Raw genomic sequence first — 25,738 nt, 5'->3', positions numbered from 1 at the left:
ATCCCGCCCGGCGTCGTGCATCCGTGGCGGGATCGTGCAGCCGTCCGTGTCATCGACCGGAGCCGGGGCCGCGCCCCGGACTAGGCTGAACGCCGTGACCGATGCCGCCCCCGCCCGCCGTACCTACAGCTATCTCGGCCCCGCGGGGACGTTCACCGAGGCGGCGCTGGAGCAGGTGCCCGAGGCGCGGGGACACGAGTGGCGTCCCGTGCACAACGTGGGCGAGGCGCTCGCGGACGTGCTCGACGGGCGCAGCGACGCCGCGATGATCGCGATCGAGAACTCGGTCGAGGGCGGGGTCACCACGACCCTGGATGCCCTCGCGACTCTCCCCGGCTTGCGGATCGTCGGCGAGTACCTGGTCAAGGTCGATTTCGTGCTGGTCGCGGCGCCCGGCACCAGGATCGAGGACGTCACGGTCGTCGCCGCGCACCCTGTCGCCTACGCCCAGTGCTACGGCTGGCTCGGCGAGCACATCCCGGCCCACCAGCACGTGCCCGCGGCGAGCAACGTCGCCTCGGCGCTCGGGATCCTGGACGGATCGCTGCCCGCGGACGCCGCGATCGCAGCGCCCGGCATCGTGCAGCACCACGAGCTCGAACTCCTCGCCGACGGCATCGGCGACAACGAGAACGCCGTCACCCGGTTCGTGCTGGTCGCGCGCACCGTGGCCCCGGCCCCGCCCACCGGCGCTGACAAGACCTCGCTCATCGTGGAGCTGCCCGTGGACCACGCGGGCGCCCTGCTCGAGCTGCTGGAGCAGTTCTCCACGCGCGGCATCAACCTGTCGCTGCTGCAGTCCCGCCCCATCGGCGACGAGCTGGGACGGTACCGGTTCGTGCTCGACGCGGACGGCCACGTCCAGGACGAGCGGATGGCCGATGCGCTGCTCGGCATCCGCCGGTTCAGCCCGCGGGTCGTCTACCTCGGCTCGTACCCCCGCGCGGACCGGCGCATCGTGCAGTACCCCGAGCGCTACGCGGACGACGTGTTCGTGGAGGCGCGCGACTGGCTGCGCGGCCTCATCGCGGGCGAGCCCGAGGCGTAGACGGCACCCGATCCGGATCCGGTCGTCATTCGCCTCAAGCTCTGGCGTGCTCCGCCTCGAGCTCCGCGGCGGTCGGCGGCATGGCCCCGGCGCGGGCCACGGTCAGGCCGGACGACACTGCGGCAATCCGGCCGATGGCAGCCAGCTGCTCCTCGGTGAACCGTCCCGCGAGCGCGTCGACGACGCCGACCCGCTGCACGATCGCCGCGATCAGGCCGGACATGTACGCGTCGCCGGCGCCGATCGTGTCCACCGCGATGGTCGGGCGCGCGGGCACGTCGAGCCGGGCGGAGGCCGTGTGCAGCACGCTCCCCGTGGCTCCGTGGGTGACGGCGACGAGCGTCGCGCCGGCCATGAGCAGCCGCTCGGCGGCGGAATCGGCCGCACCGGGGTAGAGCCACGCCGCATCCTCGTCGCTGAGCTTCACGACGGCGGCGCGGGCGGCGTAACGCTCCACGAGCGCGCGGGTCTCCGCGGGCGGCGGCATGAGGGCCGGACGCACATTCGGATCGAACGTCACCAGCACGTCCTCGGGCAGCGATTCCACGAGCGCGAGCACCCCGCCGGACCCCGGCGCGCGCAGGGCGCCGATGGATCCGATGTGGACGGCGGAGATCCCCGCGACGGCCGGGGGCGTGGAGAAGGTCCACTGCAGATCGAAGTCGTACGTCGCGGAGCCGTCCTCGCCGATCCGCGCGAGAGCCGTCGAGGTCGGGCGGATCGCGTCCGCCGTCCGTGCGATCGTGACGCCCGCAGCGGCGAGGTGGGCGGCGATCGCCGCACCGTCCGAGTCTTCGCCGAACTCGCTGGCGAACGTCGTGGCGATCCCGAGGCGGGCGAGGCCGAACGCCACATTCAGCGGGCTGCCGCCGACGTGACGCACCGGCTCGCCGCCGCGATCCACGATGTCGATCAGGGCCTCGCCGATCACCAGGATCCGGCCGGCGAAGCCGCTCACGCCGCGTCCCTGCGGTGCGCGAGGGCGGAGGAGCCGTCTGCGTCTGCGTCCGCGACCTCGTCGAGCCAGGTCAGCGTCGATCCGCCGCCGATGACGAGCGGGGCGAGCGCCGCGTTGAACACGGCGTTGGCGGGGGAGGCCAGGTGCGCGGCGAACGCGGCCTCGTCGCGGTACTCCTCGTAGACGAAGAACCGGTCGTGGTCGTCCTGCAGCCGGTGGGCGTCGAAGCGGAGGTTCCCGGGCTCGGCCGCCACGTCTCGGCGGTACCCGGCGACGAGCGACGCGACGGCATCTCCCGCCCCGGGCACCGCCTGGAACGCGGCGTACAGGTGCCTCGCGCTCACAGCGTCTGTGCGCCCGTCATGATCGCGACGGCCTCGCTCATGGTGTGCGAGGAGGGTGTGATGGTACCGGCGCGCTTGCCGAGACGCTGGATGTGGATCCGGTCGGCGACCTCGAACACGTGGGGCATGTTGTGGCTGATCAGGATCACCGGCACGCCGGTGTCGCGCAGCCTCTTGATGAGTTCCAGCACCTGCTTGCCCTCGCGCACACCCAGCGCCGCGGTCGGCTCGTCGAGCACGACGACCTTCGATCCGAACGCCGCGGCGCGAGCCACAGCGACGGCCTGCCGCTGACCACCGGACAGGTTCTCGATCGGGACCGTGACGTCCTGCAGCGTCGAGATCCCGAGCCGGGTGAGCTCGTCGCGCGCGTTCTTGCGCATGCTCTTGGTGTCGAGCATGCGCAGCACGGATCCGAGGAACCCAGGACGGCGCATCTCGCGCCCGAGGTACATGTTGGCGGCCACGTCGAGCGCGGGGGAGACGGCGAGCGACTGGTAGACCGTCTCGATCCCCGCATCGCGCGCGTCCTGCGGGCGGCGGAAGTGCACGGGCTTGCCGTCCAGGCTCAGCTCGCCCTCGTCGGGGATCTCCGCACCCGTGAGGCACTTGATGAGGGTGGTCTTACCGGCGCCGTTGTCGCCGATGATCGCGAGCACCTCGCCGGCATAGAGGTCGAGGCTGACGCCGTCGAGTCCGACGACGTGACCGTAGGTCTTGACGAGCCGCTTCGCCGACAGGACGGGCGTGCGGGTCTCGGTTGCCGTGGCGTTCACTTGCGCACCTTCCGAATCCACTGATCGATGGAGACCGCGACGATCACGAGGATGCCGACGGCGAGGGTCTGGTAGAGCACGTCCAGCCCGGCGAGGGCCAGGCCGTTGCGGAACACGCCGACGATGAGAGCGCCGAGCAGGGTGCCCCACACGTTGCCGCGTCCGCCGAAGAGGCTGGTGCCTCCGATCACCACCGCCGTGATGGCATTCAGGTTCGCGTCGACGGCCGCGTTGGGGCTGGAGCCGAAGTCGCGGCCGATCTGGATCCAGGCGGCCAGCGCCACGATCGCGCCCGCGACCACGTACACGCTCAGCAGTACGCGGTTCACGCGGATGCCGCTCAGGCGGGCGGCTTCCTTGTCGTCGCCGACCGCGTACACGTGCCGGCCCCAGGAGGTGCGCCCGAGCGCGAACGCCACGACGACGTAGAGCAGGATCATCATGAGCACGCCGTAGGTGACGTCGACGCCGAGGTGGAAGGTGCTGCCGGTCCAGGTGATGAGGTCGGGCAGCTTGAGGCCCTGCACGGTCGCGCCGTTGGAGATCAGCAGCGTGAGCGCGGTGAAGATGCTGAGCGTGCCCAGGGTGACGATGAACGGCGGCAGGTTCAGCCGGGTGACGAGGAGGCCGTTCACGACGCCGGTCACGACACCGGCGACGAGGCCGACGACGAGGGCGAGGATCCCGGGCAGCCCGATGCCGGCGGCCGCGTTGCCGATCACGATCGAGCTCAGCACCATGGCGGCGCCGACGGAGAGGTCGATGCCGGCGGTGAGGATGACGAGCGTCTGGGCGACGCCCAGGGTGCCGATCACGGCGACCTGCTGGGTGATGAGCGACAGGTTGGTCGGGGCCAGGAAGCGAGGGTTGATGACGCCGAAGATCACGACCGCGACGATGAGCACGAGCGCGGGGCTGATGGCGGGGTAGCGGTAGAGGATGGCGCGGATCCGCTGCACCGGGGTCTGCCGGGCGAGGAACTCGTCGGCGAGATGCAGCGCCGATGTCGGCGGACCCGCCTGAGCGGCGGTGGACGTGCTGTCTGACATGGTGTTCTCCCGGAATCGGAGGGAAGGGGTGCGGGGCGCCGGCGGCGATGCCGGCGCCCCAGGAGTCACTTGCCCCAGCAGGTGCTGGTGGCGTCGGCGGAGGTGACGCTGTCGATGCCGGTCATCGCCTGGTCGGTGACGAGCGTCTGGCCGGTGCTGAAGAAGTCGAGTCCGTCGCTGGGCTTGGGCGCCTCGCCGCCGCGGGCGATCTTGGCGATCGCCTCCATGCCGAGCGAGGCCATCTTCGACGGGTACTGCTGCGAGGTCGCGCCGATGATGCCGTCCTTGACGTAGCCGACGCCGGCGCAGCCGCCGTCGATCGAGACGATCAGCACGTCCTTCTCCTTGCCGGCCGCCTTGAGCGCCTGATAGGCGCCGTAGGCCGCGGGCTCGTTGATCGTGTAGACGACGTTGATGTCCGGATTCTTCGAGAGCAGCGTCTCCATGGCCGAGCGGCCGCCGTCCTCTGCGCCCTGCGTGGGCTGGTGCCCGACGACCGTGTAGTCGCCGCCCTTGCCGCCGGTGTAGCTGCCGCTGGCGGCCTCGGAGCCGTTCTTGCTCTTGTCCGGCACGGCGATGCCCATGCCCTTGAGGAAGCCCTGGTCGCGGTTCGTGTCGACGGAGACGATCTGGTCGCTGAACAGGTCGAGCATCGCGATCGTGGCCTTCTTGCCGTCGAGCTTGGCGGCCGTCCACTTCCCGATCAGCTCGCCCGCGGCGAAGTTGTCCGTCGCGAACGTGATGTCGACGGAGTCGGCCGGATCCGGAACCGTGTCGAGGGCGATCACGAAGAGGCCCGCCTTGCGCGCCTTCGCGATCTCGTTGTTGACCGCGGTGCCGTTCGGGGTGATCAGGATGCCCTTGTCGCCGCGGGAGATCGCATTCTCGATCGCCTGGATCTGGCTGTCGGTGTCGCCGTCCTTCTTACCCGCTGCCAGGGTGAGGGTGACGTTCGCCTTGGCGGCGTCGGCCTTGGCCGCGTCCTCCATCGACACGAAGTAGGGGTTGGTCGTGGTCTTCACGATCAGGGTCACGCCGACCTTGTCGTTCGCGCCGGCCGTGGATCCCGCCGTTCCGCCGGAAGAGCACGCCGAGAGGGAGAGAGCGGCGACGGCCGCCAGGGAGGCGGCGGCGATCAGGGTGCCGCGGCGGGTCAGGGAAAGGGGCATCTTTGCTGTCCTAACGGGATCGGAGGTTCACATCGTGGTGGACCACTGTCGACTGACAACGGTGTCAGATGTATGTTTAGCCCATCGAATCAGATCACGCAAGAGGTCAGACAAAGCAGGATGGTTGCCGAATGACACCGTTATCAGTATCGAAGCCGCCCCGCGTCACGATCCGGGAGGTCGCGCAGCATGCGGGTGTCGGTATCAAGACGGTGTCGCGCGTGGTCAACAGCGAGCCGAATGTCGCTCCCGCCACGGCGGCGCGCGTGCGCGCCTCGATCGAGGCGCTGCAGTGGGAACCCGACGCGCACGCCTCGAACCTGCGCCGTACGACCACGCGTACGCGATCCGTGGGACTGCTCCTCGGCAGCGTGGCGAACCCGTTCTCGGCGACGATCCACCGGGCGATCGAGGACGTCGCGATCCACCGCGACGTCGCCGTGTTCGCATCGAGCCTCGACGACGATCCGGAGCGCGAGATCGCGGCCGTCGAAGCCTTCGTGCGCCGCAAGGTCGACGGGCTGATCCTCACCTGCGTGGCCGAGAGCCAGGCATATCTCACAGAGCTCGTGCCTCCCGAGATGCCCGTGGTCTTCATCGACCGCGAGCCGACCGGCTTTGCGGCCGACACCGTGCACTCCGACAACGTCGGAGGCGCCAGGCTCGCCGCCCGGCATCTGCTCGGCTTCGGCCACCGGCGCCTGGCGCTGCTCATCGACCGCCGCGCGATCTGGACCGCCCGCGAGCGCGAGCGCGGCTTCCTCGCGGCGCTCGACGAGTTCGGAGTGCCGGCGGGGGACGCCACGATCGTGGCCGACCTGTCGGATCAGGATGCCGCCGAGCGTGCCGTGATGACGCTGCTCGGCGCCCCGGACGCGCCCACCGCGATCGTCAGCGGGCAGAACCTCATCACCGTCGGTGCGGTGCACGCGCTGCGCAAACTCGGCCATCACCGCGATGTCGCCCTCGTCGGCTTCGACGACGTCGAGCTCGCCGACCTCATGGATCCGGGCATCAGCGTCGTGGCGCAGCGCCCTCAGGAACTCGGGCGACTCGCGGCGGACCGCCTGTTCTCGTTGCTCGACGCCGGAGAGCGTCCGGAGCCGGCCCCTGTCGTCGTGCCCGTGGACCTGATCCCGCGCGGATCCGGCGAGATCCGTCCTGGACCGTCCGCCGGTTCCTGAGGTTCACCGGCCGCGGGCTCGTCGCTGGCCGCGAAGACCGTCGATGAGCACCGCGACCGATGCCGGTCGGCTCCGGCTCAGTCGACCGGCACGATCAGGTCGGCGAGGCCTCTGCGCGCGCGGATCCGTTCCGCGTTCGGCTCATCGACCGTCGCGACCCAGGCGTCCGCGGCGGCAGGCGTCTTCCCGAACGCGATGTGCCGTGCGACGAGGCGTTCGCGTCGCAGATCCTGCGGAACGTCGGCGTACCAGATCTCGGCGACGGATTCGCGGAGGAGTGGCCACGGGTCGGTCTCGTCGAGCAGGTAGTTGCCCTCCGTGATCACGAGCGCCGGGCCCGACGGGATCACGCGGTCGGCGGCGATGGGCTGCTCGAGTCCGCGCTCGAAGCCGGGAACGTAGACGGGGTTGTCGACCTCGGTCAGCACCCGGCGCAGGGCGGCGAGGTACCCCCACCCGTCGAACGTCTCGACGGCGCCCTTGCGGCTGCGCAGTCCGAGGGCGTCGAGGCTGGCGTCGCCGAGGTGGAAGCCATCCATCGGCAGCCACGCGACGGCGATGCCTCGTGTTTCGAGCGCCGCGAGGAGAGCGGTCGTCAGGGTGGTCTTGCCGGATCCTGGTTCGCCGACGATCCCCAGCACGACCCGGTCGCTGCGCCCGGCGAGCGCCGCGGCGCGGTCGACGAGGGCCGGTTCGAGCTCGAGCATCCTCGCACTCTACGGGCTCGCGCCGTCGGCCGGCAGCGGTCGCGGAGCGGCACGCCCTACGGTGGAGTCATGATCTCGAGTGGGCTGATGATCGCCGTGCTGGTCGTCGTCGTGGCGACCGTGATCCTGGTGCGGGTGCTGCTGCGGCGGCGCGCCGGCGACGACCGCGGCATCGGGGTGACGCTGCCGTCCGGCGCAGTGCTGAACCCGTCGTCCGCCGATCCGCAGACCGCCGATCCGCGGACCGCTGCTCCGGCCCACGCCGTGCCGACGGCGACCGCGCCCGCGTCGGATGTGCCGGATGCATCGCCGAGCGGCGCTCGCCCGATCCCCGATGACGTGGTGCGCCTGGTGTCGGAGGGGCGCACGGCCGAAGCGGTGACGGCGCTCATGACCGCCACGGGCCGCCAGGACCCGGCGTGGGCGCAGCGCGCCGTCGATTCCCTGTCGACCATGGACCTCGCCGCGTATCTCGCGGACGGCGGCGTCCCCGGTGGGGCGACGTCGTCGAGCTCGTCCTCGACGACGACTTCGACCTCGATCAGCTGGTCGAGCTCGGCCAGCCGGCGCGGATCCGCGGATACTCAGTCCCCTGGCACCACGGCGTCGTCGTTCTCGGCGAAGCTTCCCGACGAGATCATCGCCCTGGTGGGGCAGGGGCGCACGGCCGAGGCCGAGGCCCGGATCCGCTCCCAGCTCGGGATCGGTGCGGACCAGGCCCGGCACGTCGTGGAGACGATCGCCAAGCTCCCGTTCTGAGCGCGGCCACGCTTCAGCTCGCGAGCAGCTCCAGCGTCTGCGTGCGACCGGGCGTGTGCTCTGGATCCTCGGCGGCGAAGGATCCGGCGACGGGGGAGATCATGATCTCCTCGACGCCGTGCTTCGCCGCGAAGGCCTCGAGCTCGCCGCGGACGGTCGCGCCGTCCCCGACGAACCAGTTGGCGAGCGCGGCCGCGTGGATCTGCTCCTCCTGCGGATCGGGGCTCGCGGCAAGGGCTGCTCTGGCCTGCTCCACGGTCTCGAGCGCGGTCAGCGGGCGGTTCAGCCGCAGTCGCGCCATCATCCGCAGCTGCGGGATCGCGCGCTCCGAGGCCTCTTCGGCGGTCGGCGCCGCGACGACGTTCGCGGTGAGGAATGTGCGCGGTTCCGGATGCGCCTCTGAGGGACGGAAGCCTTCGCGGTAGAGCGAGAGGGCGCGGTCGAGGCCCTGGCCGGAGAAGTGGTGCGCGAACACATACGGCAGACCGAGCGAGGCCGCGAGCTGCGCCGAGTAGTCGCTGGATCCGAGCAGCCACACCTCGGGGGCACCCGTCGCGGCGGGCGTGGAGCGCACCGCGTACTCGCCGCCCGAGGTGAACTGCACGGTCGCGCCGTCGGGCTGCAGCATGAGCGCGATGTCCTGCACGTGATCGGGGAAGCGCTCGACGTCGCCCGCGGTTCCGGCGGAGCGCAGCAACTGGGTGATGACGGGGTCGCTGCCCGGGGCGCGGCCGAGGCCGAGGTCGATCCGGCCGGGGGCGATCGCCTCGAGCGCAGCGAACTGCTCCGCGACGATGAGCGGCGCGTGGTTCGGCAGCATGACCCCGCCGGATCCGACCCGGATGCGCTGCGTGCGCGCGGCGGCCGCGGCGATCAGCACGGGCGGGGCGGTCGAGGCGACGGCCGGCATGTTGTGGTGCTCGGCGAACCAGTACCGCCGATAGCCGAGTTCGTCGGCGCGCGCGGCGAGCGCGAGCGACGAGGACACCGCCTGGGCGCTGGTCTGCCCGGTGCGCACCGGGACGAGGTCGAGGACGGAGAGTGCGAGAGAAGACATCGTTTTCGACAACGCGAACGGATCGGCGAGCATTCCGGATCCGTCTCCCGGATCCGCGAGAGCACCCCGAGTCGTCTCACTCCGGCTGCGCCGGGTTCGCTCAACGGCCCCGGAGAGCCGCGCCGGTGACCCCGTGGGGCACGCCCTTGACCTCGCCCCCGCACCGGCGTAGTCCGGAGTCATGCACGGGTTCGCGGATCGCGCCGACGCCGGGCGGCGGCTCGCGGCGCTGCTGGAGGCGGATCCGCCTCCGGACGCGATCGTGCTCGGTCTGCCCCGCGGCGGCGTTCCGGTGGCGGCCGAGGTGGCGCGGGCGCTCAGCGCACCGCTGGATGTGCTCGTCGTGCGCAAGGTCGGGGTTCCGTGGCAGCCCGAGCTCGCGATGGGCGCCGTCGGTGAGGAGGGCGCCGCCGTGCGCAATCCCGACGTCGTTCGTGCCGCCGGGGTCGACGAGCAGACCCTGCGCGCGGCCGAGCGTCGTGAGCGCGCCGAAGTGGAGCGCAGGGCGGGGCTGTTCCGTGACGGGCGCGCGCCCGAGCCGCTCGCCGGGCGCACTGCGCTCATCGTGGACGACGGCATCGCCACGGGCGCGACCGTGCGCGCGGCCTGCGCGATCGCTCGTGCCAGGGGTGCCGCGCGAGTGGTCGTCGCCGTGCCGGTGGCACCGCCGAAGGCGCTCGAGGAGCTGCGGGGCGGATCGGATCCGGACGCCGACGAGGTCGTCTGCCTCGAGGCGCCCGACGGCTTCATGGCGGTGGGCATGCACTACGTCGACTTCCGGCAGACGCCTGACGAGGAGGTCGTGCGCCTGCTCGCCGCCGCGCGCTGACGGGTCCGGATTCCTCGGATCCGGATCCCCCTACCATGTCCCACTTCTGGTCGGTTTCGGGGCCCATAGTCCGCCAGAAGTGGGACATGGTCGGACCAGAAGTGGGACACGGTCTGACCGGAAGTGGGACACGGTCGGATCCGGATCAGGATCCGCGCCGACAGCGCCCTGACAGAGGCACGACAGCGGCGTCCCGCTAGCCTGGCGACATGGATCCCGAGATCTTCTACGTGCTGGTCGGATCGGTGGTCGTCGCGGCGATCGCGCGCTGGAGGGGCTGGCCCGCGCCGCTGCTCGTGACGGTCGTCGCGCTCGCCGTGTCCTTCATCCCTGCCGTGCCCAATCTGCGCATCGACGGGCACGTGCTGCTGAACCTCGTGCTGCCACCGCTGCTGTACTCCGCGTCGCTGGACGTCTCGTTCGTGAGCTTCCGCCGCAGCATGCCGCAGATCCGCCGGCTCGGAATCGGCCTGGTCGTCGTGACCACGGCCGTGGTGGGACTGATCGCGTGGCTCATCATGCCGTCCCTGACCCTGCCGGGGGCGCTACTTCTCGGTGCGATCGTCGCACCGCCCGATGCCGTCTCCGCCGCGGCGATCGGCCGCAGGCTCGGTCTGCCGCGCCGGGTGATGACGGTGTTGTCGGGGGAGAGCCTGATCAACGACGCGACCTCGCTGACGCTGTACCGCGTGTTCGCGGCGATCCTGGCCGGCGCGACGATCAGCCTCGGCGGCGGCGTCTGGCAGTTCGTCGTGGCGGTCGTGGTGGGCGTCGCGATCGGCGTGGTCGCGGGCCTGGGCATGCACCAGCTGCGCATGCGCATCTCGGATCCGGTCGTCATCGGCACGTTCGGTCTGCTCGCGCCGTTCGGCGTGTACGCGATCACGGAGCACTTGGGCGGATCCGGCGTGCTCGGCGTCGTCGCGATGGGCCTCGTGGTCGGCTACAACGCGCCGCGCACGAGCTACGCCACGCGCATGCAGGAGGCGCCGATCTGGCTCTCGGCCGACTTCTTGCTGGAGGCTTTCGTCTTCGCGTACATCGGCCTGCAGCTGCCGCCGGTGATCGCGGAGCTGGGCGCGACCCAGGTCGCCGGCGTGCTGTGGCTGGCGGCCGCGGTGCTCGTGGCCGTGCTCGTCGTGCGACCGCTGTTCGTGTATCCCGCGTCGGCGTGGGGGGCGTTCTGGTCGAAGCTGCGGCTGCGCCAGTTCGAGCGCACGCTGGAGTCTGGGCAGCTCGAGCAGCGGATGCAGGCGGTCGAGGAGAAACGGGCGCGGAGGGGCTGGTCCAGCCGCCGGCGACCCAGCGAGGAGCAGCTGCGCGAGCGCTTCCGCGAGTCGCAGCTGAACTGGCGGGACAATGCCGTGATCTCCTGGGCCGGCATGCGCGGCGTGGTCACCCTGGCGACCGCGCTCGCCGCGGCGGATCTCGCCGGACTCGACACGGACGCCGCGCACGCGATCGTCGTCGTCGCGTTCGTGGTGACGGTCGGCACCCTGCTGCTGCAGGGGCTCACGCTGCCGCTGCTGATCAACGGGCTCGGGGTCGCCGATGTGAGCGACGAGGAGGATGAGGACCGGCGTCAGCTCGCGCAGGTCCGCGCTCGCACGCGCGAGGCGGGCAAAGTCTTCCTCGACGCCAAGCGCAAGGCCTGGGAGGCGGAGCATGGGCACGAGGCGCTCGCCGGATTCGATCGCTTCGCGCAGCGTTTCACCCGCGTCGAGCGCGACACCGAGAAGGGGCAGCGGGAAGAGGACCGGATGCCGCGTCCGAGCCGCGACGAGCTCGTCGGGCTGTCCAAGGGCTGGTTGCAGGTGCGCCGCGACGTCCTCATCGCCGAGCGCGACGCGGGCGAGCTCAACGAGGAGGTCATGCGCGAGCTCATCACCGCGATGGACGCCGAGGAGCTCGCCCTCGACACCCGCCTCGCCAGCCCGACCGCGGAGCGCTGACTCCGGATCCTCACCCTCAGGGATGCATCCCACTTCGGGATTCACAGGGGTATGATGACGGCATGAGCACCCAGATCGCTGTGCGCCTGCCGGATCCTGTCGTGGAGTTCCTCGATCGGGAGGTCTCCGCCGGGCGGGCGAGCAGCCGCGCCGCGGTCGTGGCATCCGCACTCGAACGCGAGATGCGTCGGCTCCTCGCCGAGCGCGACGTCGAGATCCTGCGGCGGGAGGGGGCGGCGGACGACCTCGATGGACTCGTCGACTGGACGGCCGGACGCGCGGAGCTCGACGACTGATGCGCGAGATCTGCCTCGCGCGGCTCGACAAGACCCGTCCCGTGCTGGTGCTGACGCGCGAGGTGGCGCGGGCGGCGATGACCAAGGTCACGGTCGCACCCATCACCACGACCGTGAAGGGGCTCAGCAGCGAGGTGCTCCTCGGGGCGCAGAACGGCCTCGACCACGCCTGTGCGGCATCGATCGACAACCTCGTGACGATCCCGAGCGCGAGCCTCGGACGCACGATCGGGTTCCTCTCCGAAGAGCAGGAGCGCCGGCTGGCTCATGCGATCGTGCTCGCCTTCGATCTCGAACTGCCGCTGATGGAGTCGTGAATCGCGTAAAACGAAGGACGCACGGGAAGGCCCTCGGATCCGAAAGGGGATCCGAGGGCCTTCTCCTGCACGTGGCAGATCAGCGCACCGAAGCGGTCTCCTCAGCGTCAGCGGATCCTGCCGCCGCAGCGGCGTCCTCCGGCGAGCCGGCGTCGGCGGTCGAAGCCGAAGCGGCGTCCTCGTCGTCGATGTCCTCGGCGAACGGCAGACCGTTGCGCGGGGCGTTGTAGAGGTCGAGGTCGAGGATGCCCTCGCGCTTGGCGACGATCGTCGGGACCAGCGCCTGCCCTGCGACGTTCACCGCGGTGCGGCCCATGTCGAGGATCGGGTCGATCGCGAGCAGCAGGCCGACGCCCTCGAGCGGCAGGCCCAGAGTCGACAGGGTGAGCGTCAGCATCACGATCGCGCCCGTGGTGCCGGCGGTCGCGGCGGATCCGACCACCGAGACGATCACGATCAGGATGTACTGCATGATGTTCAGGTCGATGTGGAAGAACTGGGCGACGAAGATCGCGGCGAGGGCCGGGTAGATCGCGGCGCAGCCGTCCATCTTCGTGGTGGCGCCGAGCGGCACGGCGAAGGACGCGTAGCCGCGGGGCACGCCGAGGTTGCGCTCGGTCACGCGCTCGGTGAGCGGCAGCGTGCCGATCGAGCTGCGGCTCACGAAGCCCAGCTGCACGGCCGGCCACACGCCCGTGAAGTACTGCTTGACCGAGAGGCCGTGCGTCTTCACGAGGATCGGGTAGACCACGAACAGCACGAGCGCGAGGCCTAGGTAGATCGCGCCGGCGAACCAGGCGAGAGAGGTCAGCTTGTCCCAGCCGTAGTTGATGACGGCGGATCCGATGAGGCCGAAGGTGCCGATCGGGGCGATGCGGATGATCCACCACAGCACGCGCTGGATGACCTTGAGCAGCGACTCCGTGAAGGCCAGGAACGGCTCGGCCTTGCGGCCCGCCTTGAGCGCCGCGATGCCGACGGCCACGGCGACCACGATGACCTGCAGGATGTTGAAGTTCACGCCGGAGACGAACGTGCCGTCCGTGGGACCGGTCGTCGTGTTGACGGCGAGGCCGAGGAAGTTCTGCGGGATCAGGCCGAGGAGGAAGTTCCACCAGGTGCCCTGGGTCGCGACGGCGCCCTTCACCAGGTCGGTGCCGGCGTGCGCGCCGGGCTGGATCGTGATGCCGAGCACGATTCCGATCGAGACCGCGATGAACGCGGTGATCGCGAACCAGAGGATGGTCTGGCCGGCGAGGCGGGCCGCGTTCTGCACCCGGCGCAGGTTGGAGATGCTCGCGACGATCGCGGTGAAGATGAGGGGCACCACGGCCGCGCGCAGCAGCGTGACGTAAGAGCCGCCGATCTTGTCGAGCGTGTCGGACAGCACCGTGTGGGTGTCGTGCGTCGCTCCCAGCTGGCGGCCGATGAGGCCGGCCGCGATGCCGAGCACGAGCGCGGCGAGGATCTGGAAGCCGAACGAGGTCAGCAGCTTGCGGACGGGACCGCGCGTGTCCGGCGCCTTCGGGCGTCGTGCGGTCGGAGTAGAGGTGCTCATGGAGACTCCAAGTCGGAGCGCGGGGATGCGCGGGAGGCGGGGCGGCGCGTGGACGGCGCCGGATGTCTGCAACGCTATGCGTCCGCTGATATTCCGGACCCGGGTGTGACGAAGGATGACACGGCCACCCCGCCCCGGGGTCGTTGAGCGAGCACCGGCGCAGCCGGAGCGAGACGAAACGCGGCGCGCTCGCGCACCCCCGGTCGTTGAGCGAGCGCAGAGAGACGAAACGCGGCACGTGACGGAGCGGCCCGGATCCTTGCCCTCCCTCCCGTCGTCACCCCGCGCTGACGGTGCTCTCCGCGGCGAGCCAGCTGTAGCCGTCGGGGTCGGTGAAGGCCTCGTCCGCGACGACCGCGAGGCGGTGCGCCCCGGTGCCGCTCGGATCGATGCCGACCTGCTTGGCGAGCGAGGCGCGCTTGTAGAGGGCGAGCTTCACGTCGCCGGAGTCGAACTCGACGTAGGAGGGGAAGCTCTTCGCGACGGTCAGGCCCTGCTCCTGGTAGAAGCGCTTGCTGGCCTTGACGCTGTCGACGCCGAGCAGCAGCACGAGCCGCTCGACCTCGCCGGTGGCGGGCGCGGTCGCGGTCTTGTTCGCGCTCGCGATCTGCCACGCCGTGCCGTCGGGGGCGAGGAAGGAGCCGCCGTAGCCCCAGAGGCTCTTCGCGACCGGCTTGATGATCTTCGCGCCGGCGGCCAGTGCCCGCTCGACGGCGGCGTCGACATCGCCCGGCTGAACGAAGATCAGCGAGGGCGCGAAGCCGCGGAACCCGATGCTCGGCTCAGCGGTGGCGCGCACGCCGACGCGATCCGCGAGGCCCAGGGCGTCCCGATAGAGGGCCTCGGCCGCCGGCACGGCGTCGGGGGTGGTCTCGATGGTGATGCGGTGAATGTTCATGCTTCGAGTCTCGGATCCGGGCCGGCGGGGCGCTTCTCGATTCCTGCTCGATACGCGAGCGGTGCGTCCGCGAACCACGGCCGGGTGCGCGTGTATGCGGAGCCGCGCTCGATTCGATCTCGACCGGATGCGGCGGCCGAATCGGCTACGGTGGTCCGCACAGGACGGATCCGTCCGTCACAGACATGGAGATCGCGATGGGATACTTCGACCAGCTGCGGGGGAAATCCCCTGCGGATTCCGCCTCCCGCTCCAGCAACCGGCCGGGATCCGTCGCCGACGTCACCCTGGTTGATCACCACGATCCGCTTGCCGCTCCTGGACGGCGCGTCCCGCAAGCCGAGGGTCGAGGCGCGACGCTATGAGCGACCCCGTTTCGAGCCTTCTCGCTCATGGTGCCGATCAAGTGGCCGCACGGGTCTTCGCGGACGTGTTCAGCGTCCGCGCACCGTCGCCTCAGCCGTTCAGCGAGGTCCTCGCACGACTGACCGCGCTCGCTGGAGCGAACGAGAGACGTCAGTTCTTCTCGACGAGCGCGATGGACGACCCGGAATACGCCGGTGGGCTGGAGATCGTGCTGCTCTGGGAACGCGCTCTTCTCGCGGCACGCACGGTGGTGGGAGAACACGGGCTGTTCGTCGTCGCGCTCCGCGAGGGCGAGGCGGCCCGAGCCAGCGGCGATCCGTACACGGCCGCGCTTTCACGGCTGATGGAGTCGCGGAGAAGCTGAGCTGTGATGCTGGCGGACGTTTCGTCTCGCTGCGCTCGCTCAACGACCGGCGGGGGCGCTCGCTGAGCGACTCGATCGGGGCCCCTTACGGGAACAGCTGCTCCAGCACCGGCCAATCGCCGTCGTCGAGCGCCTTCGTGGCGGCGGCCTGGGCAGCCGGCGCCACGTGGCCGGAGAGAGACCGGGACCACAGGGCGCGCGCGGTGTCCAGATCGTGCGTGCGCACGGCGACGCCCATCTCGTAGATCGTGCTGCTGAACTCGACGATGTTGGTCACATTCGGGATCGCGTCAAACGGCACCGGCTCGATCCAGGGGATCGTCGGGTCCGGGCGGAGGATCAGCTGCGCGCCGGGCTGAATCGCGCTGCCGAGCACATGATCGAAGACTCTGACGGATCCGTAGTCGATGCACAGCCGCTGCTCGATCGAGATCAGATTGTCGTTCGGCGCAACGATGTAGGAGTAGATGCCCTGAGCATTGCTGACGACCTCGCCGCGCGCGCCGGGCCGCGCACCTTTGTCGGTCAGTGAACTCGCGAAGACCAGCTTCGCCGTAGGCGCACCGTCGCCCTTGCCCGTGATGCTGATCGTTGCCTCCTCCGTCGGGCAATCATCGGATCCATCGTCCTTGGTCGGCGAAGGCGACGGCGCGGCCGTCGGCTCGGTCGTGGCCGCTTTGCTCGGGGCCGCGGACGCTGCACTCACGCTCGGGTGCTCAAGACCGCCGAGGGCGGCGAAGGCAGGATAGGCGAGCACGACCAGGCCCGCGACCACGACGGCGGCCGCAATACCGGTGGCGACCTTGGCTGCGCGGCTCACGAGGATCACCGTAGTGCGGCCGGGCGTGTCGACGCCATAGGATGCTGCGTGCGCCGGAACCCCGACGGCTGCAGCCCGCCGTCGAAGTGAAGGACTCCGATGACCGACGCCCCCGCACCCTCTTCCCGCAGCACGCTCTCCCGCCGCACGGTGCTCCGTGCCGCGGCGTGGAGCACTCCCGTCGTGGTCGCGGCGGTCGCGATCCCGTTCAGCGCGGCGAGCGTCGCCGCGATCGATGCCACCGGTGTCTCGCTCACGTTCACGGGGCCGCAGTGGAGCTCGGAGTTCCGTCTGAGCGGCGCGCTCCAACTGCCGCAGACGGCGCCCACGGCGACGACCGTGTCGGCGACCGTCACGTGGCAGGGCACGGGATCCAACGCCGCCGCCCAGGGCCTCTACCTCTACAAGGGCAACATCCCGGGCGGAGACGCCGGCATCGTCGGCTGGACCACGGTGACGGGCGCGCCCGACGACCAGCTCCACCAGACCTTCGTATTCGAGACGATCGTCCCCGCCGGCGCGTCACAGGCGCCGGTCGTCTCCAGCTACGACGGATCCACTGCGAACGGCTTCATGTACGGCGCGGAGACGCCGGACAACGGCTCCTCGTTCTGGGACGGCGTGATCACGATCCGCTTCTCGGCTCCGGGCTTCGCGGACGCGGTGCTGACCGTGCCCTACGTCCAGTAGGCGCCGCGGTCAGTACCCGCAGGGTCGTCAGTTCACGCAGGGCACGTTGCCCGACTGCAGGGGCGACGACGAGTCCGTGTACACGGGGTGCGGCGCGGGAGTCGAGCCGGATCCGGAGGACCCCGTGGATTCAGAGGAACCAGATCCGGAGGACGACGACTTCGGGGACGGAGAAGGCGCGGCGGTCGGCGTCGGCGGGTTCAGCAGGTCGTGCACCTGCGCCCGGATCGCGTCGACGTCGACCATGTTCACGCTCTGCCCGTCGACCGTGTCGAAGTGGTCGATCGGCAGCGTCACGAACGAGATGTTCCCGCCGGCCAGGCTCTGCGCCTGCTGGGCGAACGACAGCAGATCCAGCTTGTCGTCCATCGCCACGTCGTTCTTCGCCACGTCGATGAGCTTCTGCAGCTTGCCGAAGTCCGTGAACGTCGACGCCTGCTTGAGCTTGACGGCCAGCGACACCATGAACGCCTGCTGGCGCCGGGTGCGGTCGAGATCCGTCATGTCGAAGTCGCTCGAGGTGGTGTCGCGGCGCTGACGCACGAACGCCATCGACTGCGCCGCGTTCAGCTCCTGCACGCCCGCGGGGAAGTTCGCGCCCGAGAAGGTGTCGGCGGTGGCGTGGTTCAGGCAGACCGTGATCGGCTGCACGGCCTGCGCCACTTCGTAGAACGCGGCCATCGTCACCTCGACGAAGTGGTCGATCCGCACGCCGCCGAGGAACGCCGACACGGTCTTGATCGTGCTCTGCCGTGCTGCCGTCCTGGACTGCTGATACGCATCGGCCTCGGCGACGCCCTTGTTGGTGAGCTTCGTCATCGAGGCGTCCATGGCATCGCCGTAGGCCTCCTTGATCTTGCCCTTGTCCACGCCATCGGGGGAGTCGGGGAAGTCCACGTAGTCGTCGCGCGGGATCGAGATCCCCACGGCCTTGCCGCCGTTCGCGGGGATGTGGATCAGCATGAGCACGTTGGTGTTGTACCCGCCGACGGACGCGTCCTCCGCATGGATCTGGTCGTAGATCGCCTGCGGGAAGGGCTTGCCGTTCTCGTCCACCCGGCTGTCCAGTCCCATGATCAGGATGTTCGACTCGCCCGTGTTCTGCTCCGGTCCGGTCAGCCCCGCGATCGAGGAACGATGGATCCCGTTGTTCGCGTCGGCGTACGTGATCACGACGAATGCGGCGGCCGCGATCAGTGCGAGCACGACCACGGCGATGATGCCCACGGTCCACCGGCGTCGACGGTACATGCGGCGCCGGGCGGCGTGCTGGGGGCTCATCGTCATCGTGCGGATCCGTTCCTGGGGGCTTGGCTGTGGACGGGTCGGTGGGGTCCGTGCGGGCGCTGTTAGGACGCGCCGGGGGCCCCGTCGATCCTCCGTCGGACACCTGTGCGGACTCCGGGAATGCCGTGGGAAAGGGCTCGAATCAGCGCGTTCCCGGTTGGCCGATCGTCCTCCACAGCCTGGTCTTCGATTGAGTTATCCCCTGTTTGGAAATCTGGGTTGATCTGGGGTTCGAATGTCGGTGGCCCCGAGGAGGATGGGGGTATGAAGACGTTGGATGCGATCGCGGCGCTGATCCCGACCCTGGCCGGGCGGATCAGTGCGGGTGCGGGCGCGTCGGACGTGCAGGCGGTCGTCGAGAGGCTCGCGGATGACGCGGCGGTGGCGGCGCTCGAGGAGATCTCCGAGAACGTCCGGCTGCTGGATCAGTTGCGGTTGATCGTGACAGGGGTGATCGCGGGCCGCTCGACACGCGAGGCCGGTCACGGCGGGCTGGCGCAGTCGCGCGGATATCCCTCGGCGGTCTCGCTGGTGCAACAGGTCACCGGGGTCACGAAGACCGAGGCCGCCCGGCAGGTGCGGGTGGGGGAGGCGCTGCTCGAGGATGCCCCGGTGGAGAGTGTCGAGGTTGGTGGGCTGCCCCCGGAACAAGCGACCTCCGTGGGCTGGCGGCAGGTGCTGCGGGACGGGCTGCGATCTGGGACGGTCACGTCGGCACAGTTCGATGCGATCCGTCGCGGCCTCGGGGATCCGCCTGAGGGCGCCGAGGATGCGTGGGCGGAGGCCGTCGCGCAGTTGATCGAGGAGGCTGGGCGGCGGACCGTGGAAGAACTGACCGCGGCCGCGCGAACGATCCGAGACCTCCTCGACCCGGACGGCGCAGAGGCCCGGTTCGCCGCTCGTTTCGAGAAGCGTTCATTCCGGACCTGGTTCGACCAGGACGGGATGCGACGCGCGTCGATCGCGTTCGACGACGAAGGCGGCGCGTTCGTGGACACGATCTTTGCTGCCGCGCTGCGACCTCGTCGGGGTGGACCCCGATTCGTCGACGCCTCCGAGAAGGCGTCCGAGGCAGAGTTGTCGGCGGATCCGCGGACCAACGATCAGCTCTCCTACGACCTGCTCCTCGATCTCGTCCGCGCCGGCACCCTCGCCGACCCTGCCGCCGTGTTCGGCACCCGGCAGGCCGGACTCCGCCTTGTCCAGATCGTCGATCCCACCGACACACCGAACAGGGTCGCGGTCACCGAGGACGGCCTCACCGCCCTCCCCGCCGCGGTCGCGGAACGACGCATCTGCGACACCGGAACCATCCCCGTCACCGTCGACTCGTACGGGAACCCCCTCGACGTCGGGCGCGAATCACGCCTGTTCACCCCGAAACAACGCATCGCACTCGCTGTCCGTGACGGCGGATGCCGGTGGACCGGGTGCGACAGGCCCGCGTCCTACTGTGAAGCGCACCACATCGATGAATGGGCCCGCGACGACGGTCGTACGGACATCGACCGGGGGATCCTGCTCTGCCGGTTCCATCACATGGAACTCCACCACGGCCGATGGCAGATCACCCGCGACGGGAAACACGACTTCGTCCTGCACCACCCCGACGGGCAACGATCCGTGCTGCACCCGAGGCTCCCACTCCGCTACGCGTGGGGAAACATCGACCCACCACCCAAACGATTCCGACCCGCCGCCTGAGCTCTCGGGGGAGAAGGGGGCGCTGTGCAGGGTGGCCACCCTGTCGGCCTCAGATCAAGATGCAGAGACAGGTGCGCAGGCTCGTTCGTCGTGCGACGATGAGCGCATGTTCATGGTGACGACGAACGACGTTCCCGGCTATCGCGTGACTCAGGTGCTCGGCGAGGTCATGGGCCTCACGGTGCGCTCCACGAACTTCGGGCAGGGCTTCACCGCCGGCTTCCGAGCCCTCGGCGGAGGTGAGATCCCCGAGTTCACGCAGCTCATGTACGAGAGCCGGTATGAGGTCATGAACCGGATGTGGTCCGAGGCGGTGCAGCGCGGAGCCAACGCCGTGATCGCGATGCGCTTCGACTCCGGCTCCCTCGGCAGCTTCAGCGAGATGTGCGCCTACGGCACCGCTGTCGTGATCCAGCCGGTGGACGGCGCTATGCCCGCCCCGGGACAGGCAGCGGCTGCCCCGGCACAGGCCGCTGCGCCTGCTCCGGCTGCTCCGGCTGCCCCGGCCGCCCCATCACAGCCTGCTGCACCGCCTGCGCCGCCCGTGGCCTGATCCCGGTGGCGCAGGGGCATGGCGCCGGCGCGTTCCCCGCGAGCGGCGCGCCCGTCGGCAGTGGCGTGTTCTCCGAGGGCGGCGCGACTCCCGCGGCCGCATCGTCCATCGATGTCGGCCTCAGCACCGCGGCACCGGCGACGACAGCCGAGCGCATCGTGGGCGAACAGTTCGCCCCGTCGTGGCTGCCTGCGGGAAGTCGCGTCCAGTGGATCGCCGGCGCCGCGCCGCCATCGCCCATGGGCCTGGTGCGGTTGCTGATCCGTGACGGCGATCGCGTCTTCTGCGTCCCACGTGAGCGCAGCGGCGCGCTCGACCTCCCGACGCGGCGAGTGAGCGAGGCGGATCCTGCAGGCCTGAAGGCGGTCCTCGCGCTCGGCATCGAGGTCACCGGCTCGACCGAACCTCCGCGCTGGGTGGGGGCCGTGCGGAACATCGTGCCCGCCCCTTCCGGGGACTACGGATGGCCGGCCCCGGTCGCGCACTTCGGGGTGTGGCAGATGCAGAGCATGCCGCACATCGACGGTCAGTGGCTGGACGCAGGGGAGGAGACCTCGTCGCTGAAGGAGCGGCACTGGTTCCCGCTGCTCGCCCTCGACCGGCTGCCGTAGCGGGATCCCCCGGCCGTTCCGAATCCGGCTCAGGCTCGTGGCGCGAGGACGAGCAGCTCTCCGACCTCGCACTGCAGCGCGTCGCAGATCGCACGCAGAGTCGAGTAGCGGATCGCGCGCGCCCGGTCGTTCTTGAGCACCGACAGGTTCACGATGCTCACCCCCACCCGCTCGCTCAGCTGCGTCAACGTCATCCCGCGGGCGGCGAGCAGCTCATCGAGACGGCAATGGATCCCGGAATCCTCCTCGTCCTGCGCCGCCGGAGTCACACCAGCCCCTCCGCGTCCTTCTGCAGACGGGTGCCGAGCTGGAACGCGGTCGCGACGAGCGCGAGCGCGAAGCCCCACCCGACCGGGGCGAGGTCGAACTGCCCGAGGAAGGGCCAGAGCACATCGTGCACGCGCGGATCCGCCTCGGCGAGGTGGCCGACGGCGATCGCGCGCCCGAAGGCGCCGGCCAACTGGCCGAGCACGCCTCCCGCGACGACGAAGCAGGCGGCGATGCCGATCGCGACCGACATCGAGCGACGGAACGGGCGCGACCGGATCAGCGAAACCCCGAGCCACCATGCGACGGCGCAGACGCCGACGGTCGCGAGCGCCGGCAGCGCCCCCTCGAGCAGGAAGAGCCAGCGCGCCCCCGCGGGGAGACCGTCGATCGTCACGATCGCGGCCGAGTAACTCGAGGACAGCACTGCGGGCGCATCCTTCAGTGCGCCGACCATGCCCCCGTCGTGGAGGGGGAGCGGAACGGCGACCGCATCGCCGAACAGATCGATGCCGCGCAGCACGATCGCGACGATGGCGGCGATCGCGACGCTCACGGCGCCGGTTGCGATCAGTCCGAGGACGAACCCCTCGCCGAGGCGGGACCCCGCCCGTCCGTGGTGCTTTCCCGACGCGCTCATACCAACCCCTCCGTCTCCTTCTGCAGGCGCACACCGCGGCGGAAGGCCGTGGTGATCAGGCCGAGCGCCACGCCGACGGCGAAGACCGGCAGCCAGGACCAGGTGTCGGGCGCGTCGTAGACGGCGCCGTGATCCGGGTCCAGCGCCGCCACGATGCTGTTGCGTCCGAACCCGTCGAGAAGATGCACGGCGCCGGCGCCGATCGCGAGCGCCCAGCTGATCATCGCGAGGGCGCGCACCGTTCCCGGTGCGAAGAATCGCCCGCGCAGGAAGGACCAGGCGATGAAGAGGGAGGAGCCGATGACGAGCACAGCGGCCGCCGCCCACACGACGTGCGAGAGCACGATCGCGCCCGTGCCCACCGGGCTCAATCCCCGGACGATCACCAGAGCCTGCGTGGCATAGCCGTGCACAGCGGAACTGCCCGATCCCACCGTCGCGTCGATCGGCTGCTGGTCGATGGGCAGGACCCAGGCGATGCCGTCCGGGCGGAAGGTCTGCGCGGCGCGCAGCACCACGACCGTGACGGCGGCGGCGAGAACAAGCGTGCCGACGATCAGCACGGCGGTCGCGTCCGCGCGTTCGGAACGGGTCGTCGGTCCTTGTCTTCCGGATCGTGTGGCCGCGGTCATGGTTCCCCCTCTGTCGATGCGAGTGTTATCGATGGTCGTTAACATAACGACAATCGATAAAAGGGTCAAGGGTGGGATCTCCCATCAGCTGCGCGGGTCGGCGACTCCGCAGGACGATGGCAACTCGGAAGGACGGATCCGGCCCGGATCGCCTTCAGAGTCGCGAACGTCCTCGGTTCTCCGGCGGGTCCCGTGCCCCGACGGGGTGCGGGGCCGCCGCGTCATGCTTCGTCGCACGGGTCAGCCGACGGCGAACAACGGCTTGCACCCCTCGCCCGGTCGTTACTCTCGATGTATCCGGCACGAACTGTGCCACCGCCCCCACCGGGCAACGAACAAGGAGTGACATGTTCGAGAGATTCACCGACCGAGCCCGTCGTGTCGTCGTCCTCGCCCAAGAAGAGGCGAAGATGCTCAACCACAACTACATCGGCACCGAGCACATCCTCCTCGGCCTCATCCACGAGGGCGAGGGAGCTGCGGCGAAGGCGCTGGAGTCGCTCGGCATCTCCCTCGAGTCCGTGCGCGAACAGGTGCAGGACATCATCGGCCAGGGTCAGCAGCAGCCGACCGGCCACATCCCCTTCACGCCGCGCGCGAAGAAGGTGCTCGAGCTGAGCCTGCGCGAGGCGCTGCAGCTCGGCCACAACTACATCGGCACCGAGCACATCCTCCTCGGCCTCATCCGCGAGGGCGAGGGCGTGGCGGCCCAGGTGCTCGTCAAGCTCGGCGCCGACCTGAACAAGGTCCGCCAGCAGGTCATCCAGATGCTCTCCGGATCCCCGGGGCGTGAGCCCGCCGCCGTCTCCGGCGCCGCGCACGACACCCAGCAGCAGGCCCAGGGCGGATCCCAGGTGCTCGACCAGTTCGGGCGCAACCTGACGCAGGCCGCGCGCGACAACAAGCTCGACCCGGTCATCGGGCGCGAGAAGGAGATCGAGCGGGTCATGCAGATCCTCTCCCGCCGCTCCAAGAACAACCCTGTGCTGATCGGCGAGCCCGGCGTCGGCAAGACCGCCGTCGTCGAGGGCCTGGCCCAGGCGATCGTGAAGGGCGACGTCCCCGAGACGCTCAAGGACAAGCAGCTCTACTCGCTCGACCTCGGATCCCTCATCGCCGGATCCCGCTACCGCGGAGACTTCGAGGAGCGCCTGAAGAAGGTCACCAAGGAGATCCGCACCCGCGGCGACATCATCGTCTTCATCGACGAGATCCACACCCTCGTGGGTGCGGGCGCCGCCGAGGGCGCGATCGACGCGGCGAGCATCCTGAAGCCGCTGCTCGCCCGTGGCGAGCTGCAGACGATCGGCGCCACGACGCTCGACGAGTACCGCAAGCACTTCGAGAAGGACGCCGCGCTCGAGCGCCGGTTCCAGCCGATCCAGGTCAACGAGCCGAACCTGCCGCACACGATCAACATCCTCAAGGGTCTGCGCGACCGCTACGAGGCGCACCACAAGGTGCAGATCACCGATGGCGCGCTCGTCGCCGCGGCGAACCTCGCCGACCGCTACGTGGCCGACCGGTTCCTGCCCGACAAGGCGATCGACCTGATCGACGAGGCCGGCGCCCGCCTGCGCCTGTCGATCCTGTCCTCCCCGCCGGAGCTGCGCGAGTTCGACGACAAGATCGCCAAGGTCCGCGAGGAGAAGGAGCTGGCCTCCGAGGAGCAGGACTTCGAGAAGGCGGCGTCCCTGCGCGACCAGGAGAAGGAGCTGCTCGCGGAGCGGCTGCGACTGGAGAAGCAGTGGCGCTCCGGCGACGTCGCGACCAATGCGGTCGTCGACGAGGGCCTGATCGCCGAGGTGCTGGCCCAGGCCACGGGCATCCCGGTGTTCAAGCTCACCGAGGAGGAGTCCAGCCGCCTCGTCTTCATGGAGAAGGCGCTGCACCAGCGCGTCATCGGCCAGGAGGAGGCGATCGCCGCCCTGTCCAAGACGATCCGCCGTCAGCGTGCGGGTCTGAAGGACCCGAAGCGTCCCTCGGGCTCGTTCATCTTCGCCGGCCCCACGGGCGTCGGAAAGACCGAGCTCGCCAAGGCGCTCGCCGAGTTCCTGTTCGACGACGAAGGCGCCCTGATCTCGCTCGACATGAGCGAGTTCGGCGAGAAGCACACCGTCTCGCGGCTGTTCGGAGCCCCTCCCGGGTTCGTCGGCTTCGAAGAGGGCGGCCAGCTCACCGAGAAGGTGCGCCGCAAGCCGTTCTCCGTGGTGCTGTTCGACGAGATCGAGAAGGCGCACCCCGACATCTTCAACTCGCTGCTGCAGATCCTCGAGGAGGGCCGCCTCACCGACGGCCAGGGTCGCGTCATCGACTTCAAGAACACCGTGATCATCATGACGACGAACCTCGGTTCGTCGGCGATCGCCGGTGGCCCGGTCGGCTTCCAGATCGAGGGCAACTCGCAGACGACCTACGAGCGGATGAAGGGGAAGGTCGACGAGGAGCTCAAGCGCAACTTCAAGCCCGAGTTCCTGAACCGCCTCGACGACGTCATCGTGTTCCCGCAGCTCAACAAGGACGAGCTGCGTCAGATCGTCGGCCTGTTCGTGAAGCGCCTGAGCGATCGCCTGCTCGACCGCGACATGACGGTGGAGCTGACGGACGCCGCCAAGGACCAGCTCATCGAGATCGGGTTCGACCCGACGCTCGGCGCCCGCCCGCTGCGTCGTGCGATGCAGCGCGAGGTCGAGGACCAGCTGTCCGAGAGGATCCTGCACGGCGAGCTCACCCCCGGCGACCACGTGCACGTGGACGCGCAGGGCGGGAAGTTCGTCTTCACGACGGGTCCGCGTGGCGAGAAGGTCTCTGTCGGTGTGAACACGCCCGGCGCGATCCCGACCACGCCGGACATCGCGGCCGGCGCGGCCTGATCGGATCCGGATCCCGTACGGAAAAGGGGG

General features: G+C 70.0%; 27 protein-coding genes. 13 read left to right on the top strand and 14 right to left on the bottom strand.

Features of this window, described 5'->3' with window-relative positions; all coding sequences use genetic code 11:
- Positions 1-85: 85 nt before the first annotated feature.
- Positions 86-1,048, top strand: a complete 963-nt coding sequence (gene pheA, locus RS86_RS03250; RefSeq protein WP_045270800.1) for a prephenate dehydratase — start codon at positions 86-88, stop codon at positions 1,046-1,048.
- 34 nt (positions 1,049-1,082) lie between these two features.
- Here pheA and RS86_RS03245 read toward each other — a convergent pair whose 3' ends face one another.
- The 5 genes from RS86_RS03245 to RS86_RS03225 form a co-directional block, all read right to left on the bottom strand.
- Positions 1,083-2,006, bottom strand: coding sequence for a carbohydrate kinase family protein (locus tag RS86_RS03245; protein ID WP_045270780.1), 924 nt, complete (start codon positions 2,004-2,006; stop codon positions 1,083-1,085).
- The gene (locus RS86_RS03240) at positions 2,003-2,350 is read right to left on the bottom strand and encodes a putative quinol monooxygenase (protein ID WP_045270779.1); all 348 of its coding nucleotides are present in this window, start codon (positions 2,348-2,350) and stop codon (positions 2,003-2,005) included. The genes RS86_RS03245 and RS86_RS03240 overlap by 4 nt, the downstream gene beginning before the upstream one ends.
- Positions 2,347-3,126: an ATP-binding cassette domain-containing protein gene (locus RS86_RS03235; protein WP_045270778.1), complete on the bottom strand. Its 780-nt coding sequence runs from the start codon at positions 3,124-3,126 to the stop codon at positions 2,347-2,349. Before RS86_RS03235 ends, RS86_RS03240 begins: the two co-directional genes overlap by 4 nt.
- On the bottom strand, positions 3,123-4,175 hold the full coding sequence (locus RS86_RS03230) for an ABC transporter permease (RefSeq protein ID WP_045270777.1): 1,053 nt from the start codon (positions 4,173-4,175) through the stop codon (positions 3,123-3,125). Before RS86_RS03230 ends, RS86_RS03235 begins: the two co-directional genes overlap by 4 nt.
- Positions 4,176-4,240: 65 nt before the next feature.
- Positions 4,241-5,344: a substrate-binding domain-containing protein gene (locus RS86_RS03225; protein WP_045270776.1), complete on the bottom strand. Its 1,104-nt coding sequence runs from the start codon at positions 5,342-5,344 to the stop codon at positions 4,241-4,243.
- A gap of 131 nt (positions 5,345-5,475) precedes the next feature.
- Here RS86_RS03225 and RS86_RS03220 point away from each other — a divergent pair, with 131 nt between their 5' ends.
- On the top strand, positions 5,476-6,528 hold the full coding sequence (locus RS86_RS03220; RefSeq protein ID WP_045270775.1) for a LacI family DNA-binding transcriptional regulator: 1,053 nt from the start codon (positions 5,476-5,478) through the stop codon (positions 6,526-6,528).
- 77 nt (positions 6,529-6,605) lie between these two features.
- Here the strand turns inward: RS86_RS03220 and RS86_RS03215 are convergent, their stop codons facing one another.
- The gene (locus tag RS86_RS03215) at positions 6,606-7,235 is read right to left on the bottom strand and encodes a nucleoside/nucleotide kinase family protein (RefSeq protein ID WP_045270774.1); all 630 of its coding nucleotides are present in this window, start codon (positions 7,233-7,235) and stop codon (positions 6,606-6,608) included.
- Positions 7,236-7,304: 69 nt separating this feature from the next.
- Between RS86_RS03215 and RS86_RS20575 the strand changes: the two genes are divergently transcribed.
- Positions 7,305-7,994, top strand: a complete 690-nt coding sequence (locus RS86_RS20575; protein WP_045270773.1) for a hypothetical protein — start codon at positions 7,305-7,307, stop codon at positions 7,992-7,994.
- A gap of 13 nt (positions 7,995-8,007) precedes the next feature.
- Here RS86_RS20575 and RS86_RS03205 read toward each other — a convergent pair whose 3' ends face one another.
- The gene (locus RS86_RS03205; protein WP_082076532.1) at positions 8,008-9,051 is read right to left on the bottom strand and encodes an LLM class flavin-dependent oxidoreductase; all 1,044 of its coding nucleotides are present in this window, start codon (positions 9,049-9,051) and stop codon (positions 8,008-8,010) included.
- Between the two features lie 181 nt (positions 9,052-9,232).
- Here RS86_RS03205 and RS86_RS03200 point away from each other — a divergent pair, with 181 nt between their 5' ends.
- From RS86_RS03200 to RS86_RS03185, 4 genes are all read left to right on the top strand, one after another.
- Positions 9,233-9,880 carry a phosphoribosyltransferase gene (locus RS86_RS03200; protein ID WP_045270771.1) on the top strand — a complete coding sequence of 216 codons (648 nt, stop codon included), beginning with the start codon at positions 9,233-9,235 and terminating at the stop codon, positions 9,878-9,880.
- Positions 9,881-10,089: 209 nt separating this feature from the next.
- Positions 10,090-11,832 carry a cation:proton antiporter gene (locus RS86_RS03195; RefSeq protein WP_045270770.1) on the top strand — a complete coding sequence of 581 codons (1,743 nt, stop codon included), beginning with the start codon at positions 10,090-10,092 and terminating at the stop codon, positions 11,830-11,832.
- A 62-nt stretch (positions 11,833-11,894) separates the two neighbouring features.
- Positions 11,895-12,128, top strand: a complete 234-nt coding sequence (locus RS86_RS03190) for a hypothetical protein (RefSeq protein WP_045270769.1) — start codon at positions 11,895-11,897, stop codon at positions 12,126-12,128.
- A complete protein-coding gene (locus tag RS86_RS03185) occupies positions 12,128-12,445 on the top strand; it encodes a type II toxin-antitoxin system PemK/MazF family toxin (RefSeq protein WP_045270768.1) in 318 nt (105 codons plus the stop codon). The genes RS86_RS03190 and RS86_RS03185 overlap by 1 nt, the downstream gene beginning before the upstream one ends.
- A gap of 79 nt (positions 12,446-12,524) precedes the next feature.
- Here the strand turns inward: RS86_RS03185 and RS86_RS03180 are convergent, their stop codons facing one another.
- Positions 12,525-14,003: a dicarboxylate/amino acid:cation symporter gene (locus tag RS86_RS03180; protein ID WP_082076528.1), complete on the bottom strand. Its 1,479-nt coding sequence runs from the start codon at positions 14,001-14,003 to the stop codon at positions 12,525-12,527.
- Between the two features lie 277 nt (positions 14,004-14,280).
- On the bottom strand, positions 14,281-14,901 hold the full coding sequence (locus RS86_RS03175) for a VOC family protein (protein ID WP_045270767.1): 621 nt from the start codon (positions 14,899-14,901) through the stop codon (positions 14,281-14,283).
- A gap of 361 nt (positions 14,902-15,262) precedes the next feature.
- Here RS86_RS03175 and RS86_RS03170 point away from each other — a divergent pair, with 361 nt between their 5' ends.
- Positions 15,263-15,631, top strand: coding sequence for a hypothetical protein (locus tag RS86_RS03170; RefSeq protein WP_152642053.1), 369 nt, complete (start codon positions 15,263-15,265; stop codon positions 15,629-15,631).
- An 85-nt stretch (positions 15,632-15,716) separates the two neighbouring features.
- Here RS86_RS03170 and RS86_RS03165 read toward each other — a convergent pair whose 3' ends face one another.
- On the bottom strand, positions 15,717-16,451 hold the full coding sequence (locus tag RS86_RS03165; protein WP_152642052.1) for a hypothetical protein: 735 nt from the start codon (positions 16,449-16,451) through the stop codon (positions 15,717-15,719).
- A gap of 99 nt (positions 16,452-16,550) precedes the next feature.
- Between RS86_RS03165 and RS86_RS03160 the strand changes: the two genes are divergently transcribed.
- A complete protein-coding gene (locus RS86_RS03160; protein ID WP_045270764.1) occupies positions 16,551-17,141 on the top strand; it encodes a hypothetical protein in 591 nt (196 codons plus the stop codon).
- Between the two features lie 27 nt (positions 17,142-17,168).
- Here RS86_RS03160 and RS86_RS03155 read toward each other — a convergent pair whose 3' ends face one another.
- Positions 17,169-18,428: an LCP family protein gene (locus RS86_RS03155; protein ID WP_235281569.1), complete on the bottom strand. Its 1,260-nt coding sequence runs from the start codon at positions 18,426-18,428 to the stop codon at positions 17,169-17,171.
- Between the two features lie 264 nt (positions 18,429-18,692).
- Between RS86_RS03155 and RS86_RS03150 the strand changes: the two genes are divergently transcribed.
- From RS86_RS03150 to RS86_RS03140, 3 genes are all read left to right on the top strand, one after another.
- Entirely contained in the window at positions 18,693-20,132 is a 1,440-nt protein-coding gene (locus RS86_RS03150) for an HNH endonuclease signature motif containing protein (protein WP_052680042.1), read from the top strand.
- A gap of 106 nt (positions 20,133-20,238) precedes the next feature.
- A complete protein-coding gene (locus RS86_RS03145) occupies positions 20,239-20,685 on the top strand; it encodes a YbjQ family protein (protein ID WP_045270763.1) in 447 nt (148 codons plus the stop codon).
- Positions 20,686-20,690: 5 nt separating this feature from the next.
- Complete coding sequence (locus tag RS86_RS03140) at positions 20,691-21,296, top strand: hypothetical protein (RefSeq protein WP_082076527.1); 606 nt, start codon at positions 20,691-20,693, stop codon at positions 21,294-21,296.
- 29 nt (positions 21,297-21,325) lie between these two features.
- Here the strand turns inward: RS86_RS03140 and RS86_RS03135 are convergent, their stop codons facing one another.
- Genes RS86_RS03135 through RS86_RS03125 form a run of 3 tightly spaced genes read right to left on the bottom strand, consistent with a single transcriptional unit; the run spans position 21,326 to position 22,835 of the window.
- Complete coding sequence (locus tag RS86_RS03135) at positions 21,326-21,565, bottom strand: helix-turn-helix domain-containing protein (RefSeq protein WP_045270762.1); 240 nt, start codon at positions 21,563-21,565, stop codon at positions 21,326-21,328.
- Complete coding sequence (locus RS86_RS03130) at positions 21,562-22,203, bottom strand: hypothetical protein (RefSeq protein WP_045270761.1); 642 nt, start codon at positions 22,201-22,203, stop codon at positions 21,562-21,564. The genes RS86_RS03135 and RS86_RS03130 overlap by 4 nt, the downstream gene beginning before the upstream one ends.
- Positions 22,200-22,835 carry a hypothetical protein gene (locus tag RS86_RS03125; RefSeq protein ID WP_045270760.1) on the bottom strand — a complete coding sequence of 212 codons (636 nt, stop codon included), beginning with the start codon at positions 22,833-22,835 and terminating at the stop codon, positions 22,200-22,202. The genes RS86_RS03130 and RS86_RS03125 overlap by 4 nt, the downstream gene beginning before the upstream one ends.
- A gap of 347 nt (positions 22,836-23,182) precedes the next feature.
- Between RS86_RS03125 and RS86_RS03120 the strand changes: the two genes are divergently transcribed.
- The gene (locus tag RS86_RS03120; protein WP_045270759.1) at positions 23,183-25,708 is read left to right on the top strand and encodes an ATP-dependent Clp protease ATP-binding subunit; all 2,526 of its coding nucleotides are present in this window, start codon (positions 23,183-23,185) and stop codon (positions 25,706-25,708) included.
- Positions 25,709-25,738 lie beyond the last annotated feature (30 nt).

This window comes from Microbacterium azadirachtae, from assembly GCF_000956505.1.
GTDB lineage: Bacteria > Actinomycetota > Actinomycetes > Actinomycetales > Microbacteriaceae > Microbacterium > Microbacterium azadirachtae_A.
The sequence above is the reverse complement of the archived record's forward strand: the minus strand, read 5'-3'. Positions and strand labels throughout refer to the sequence as shown.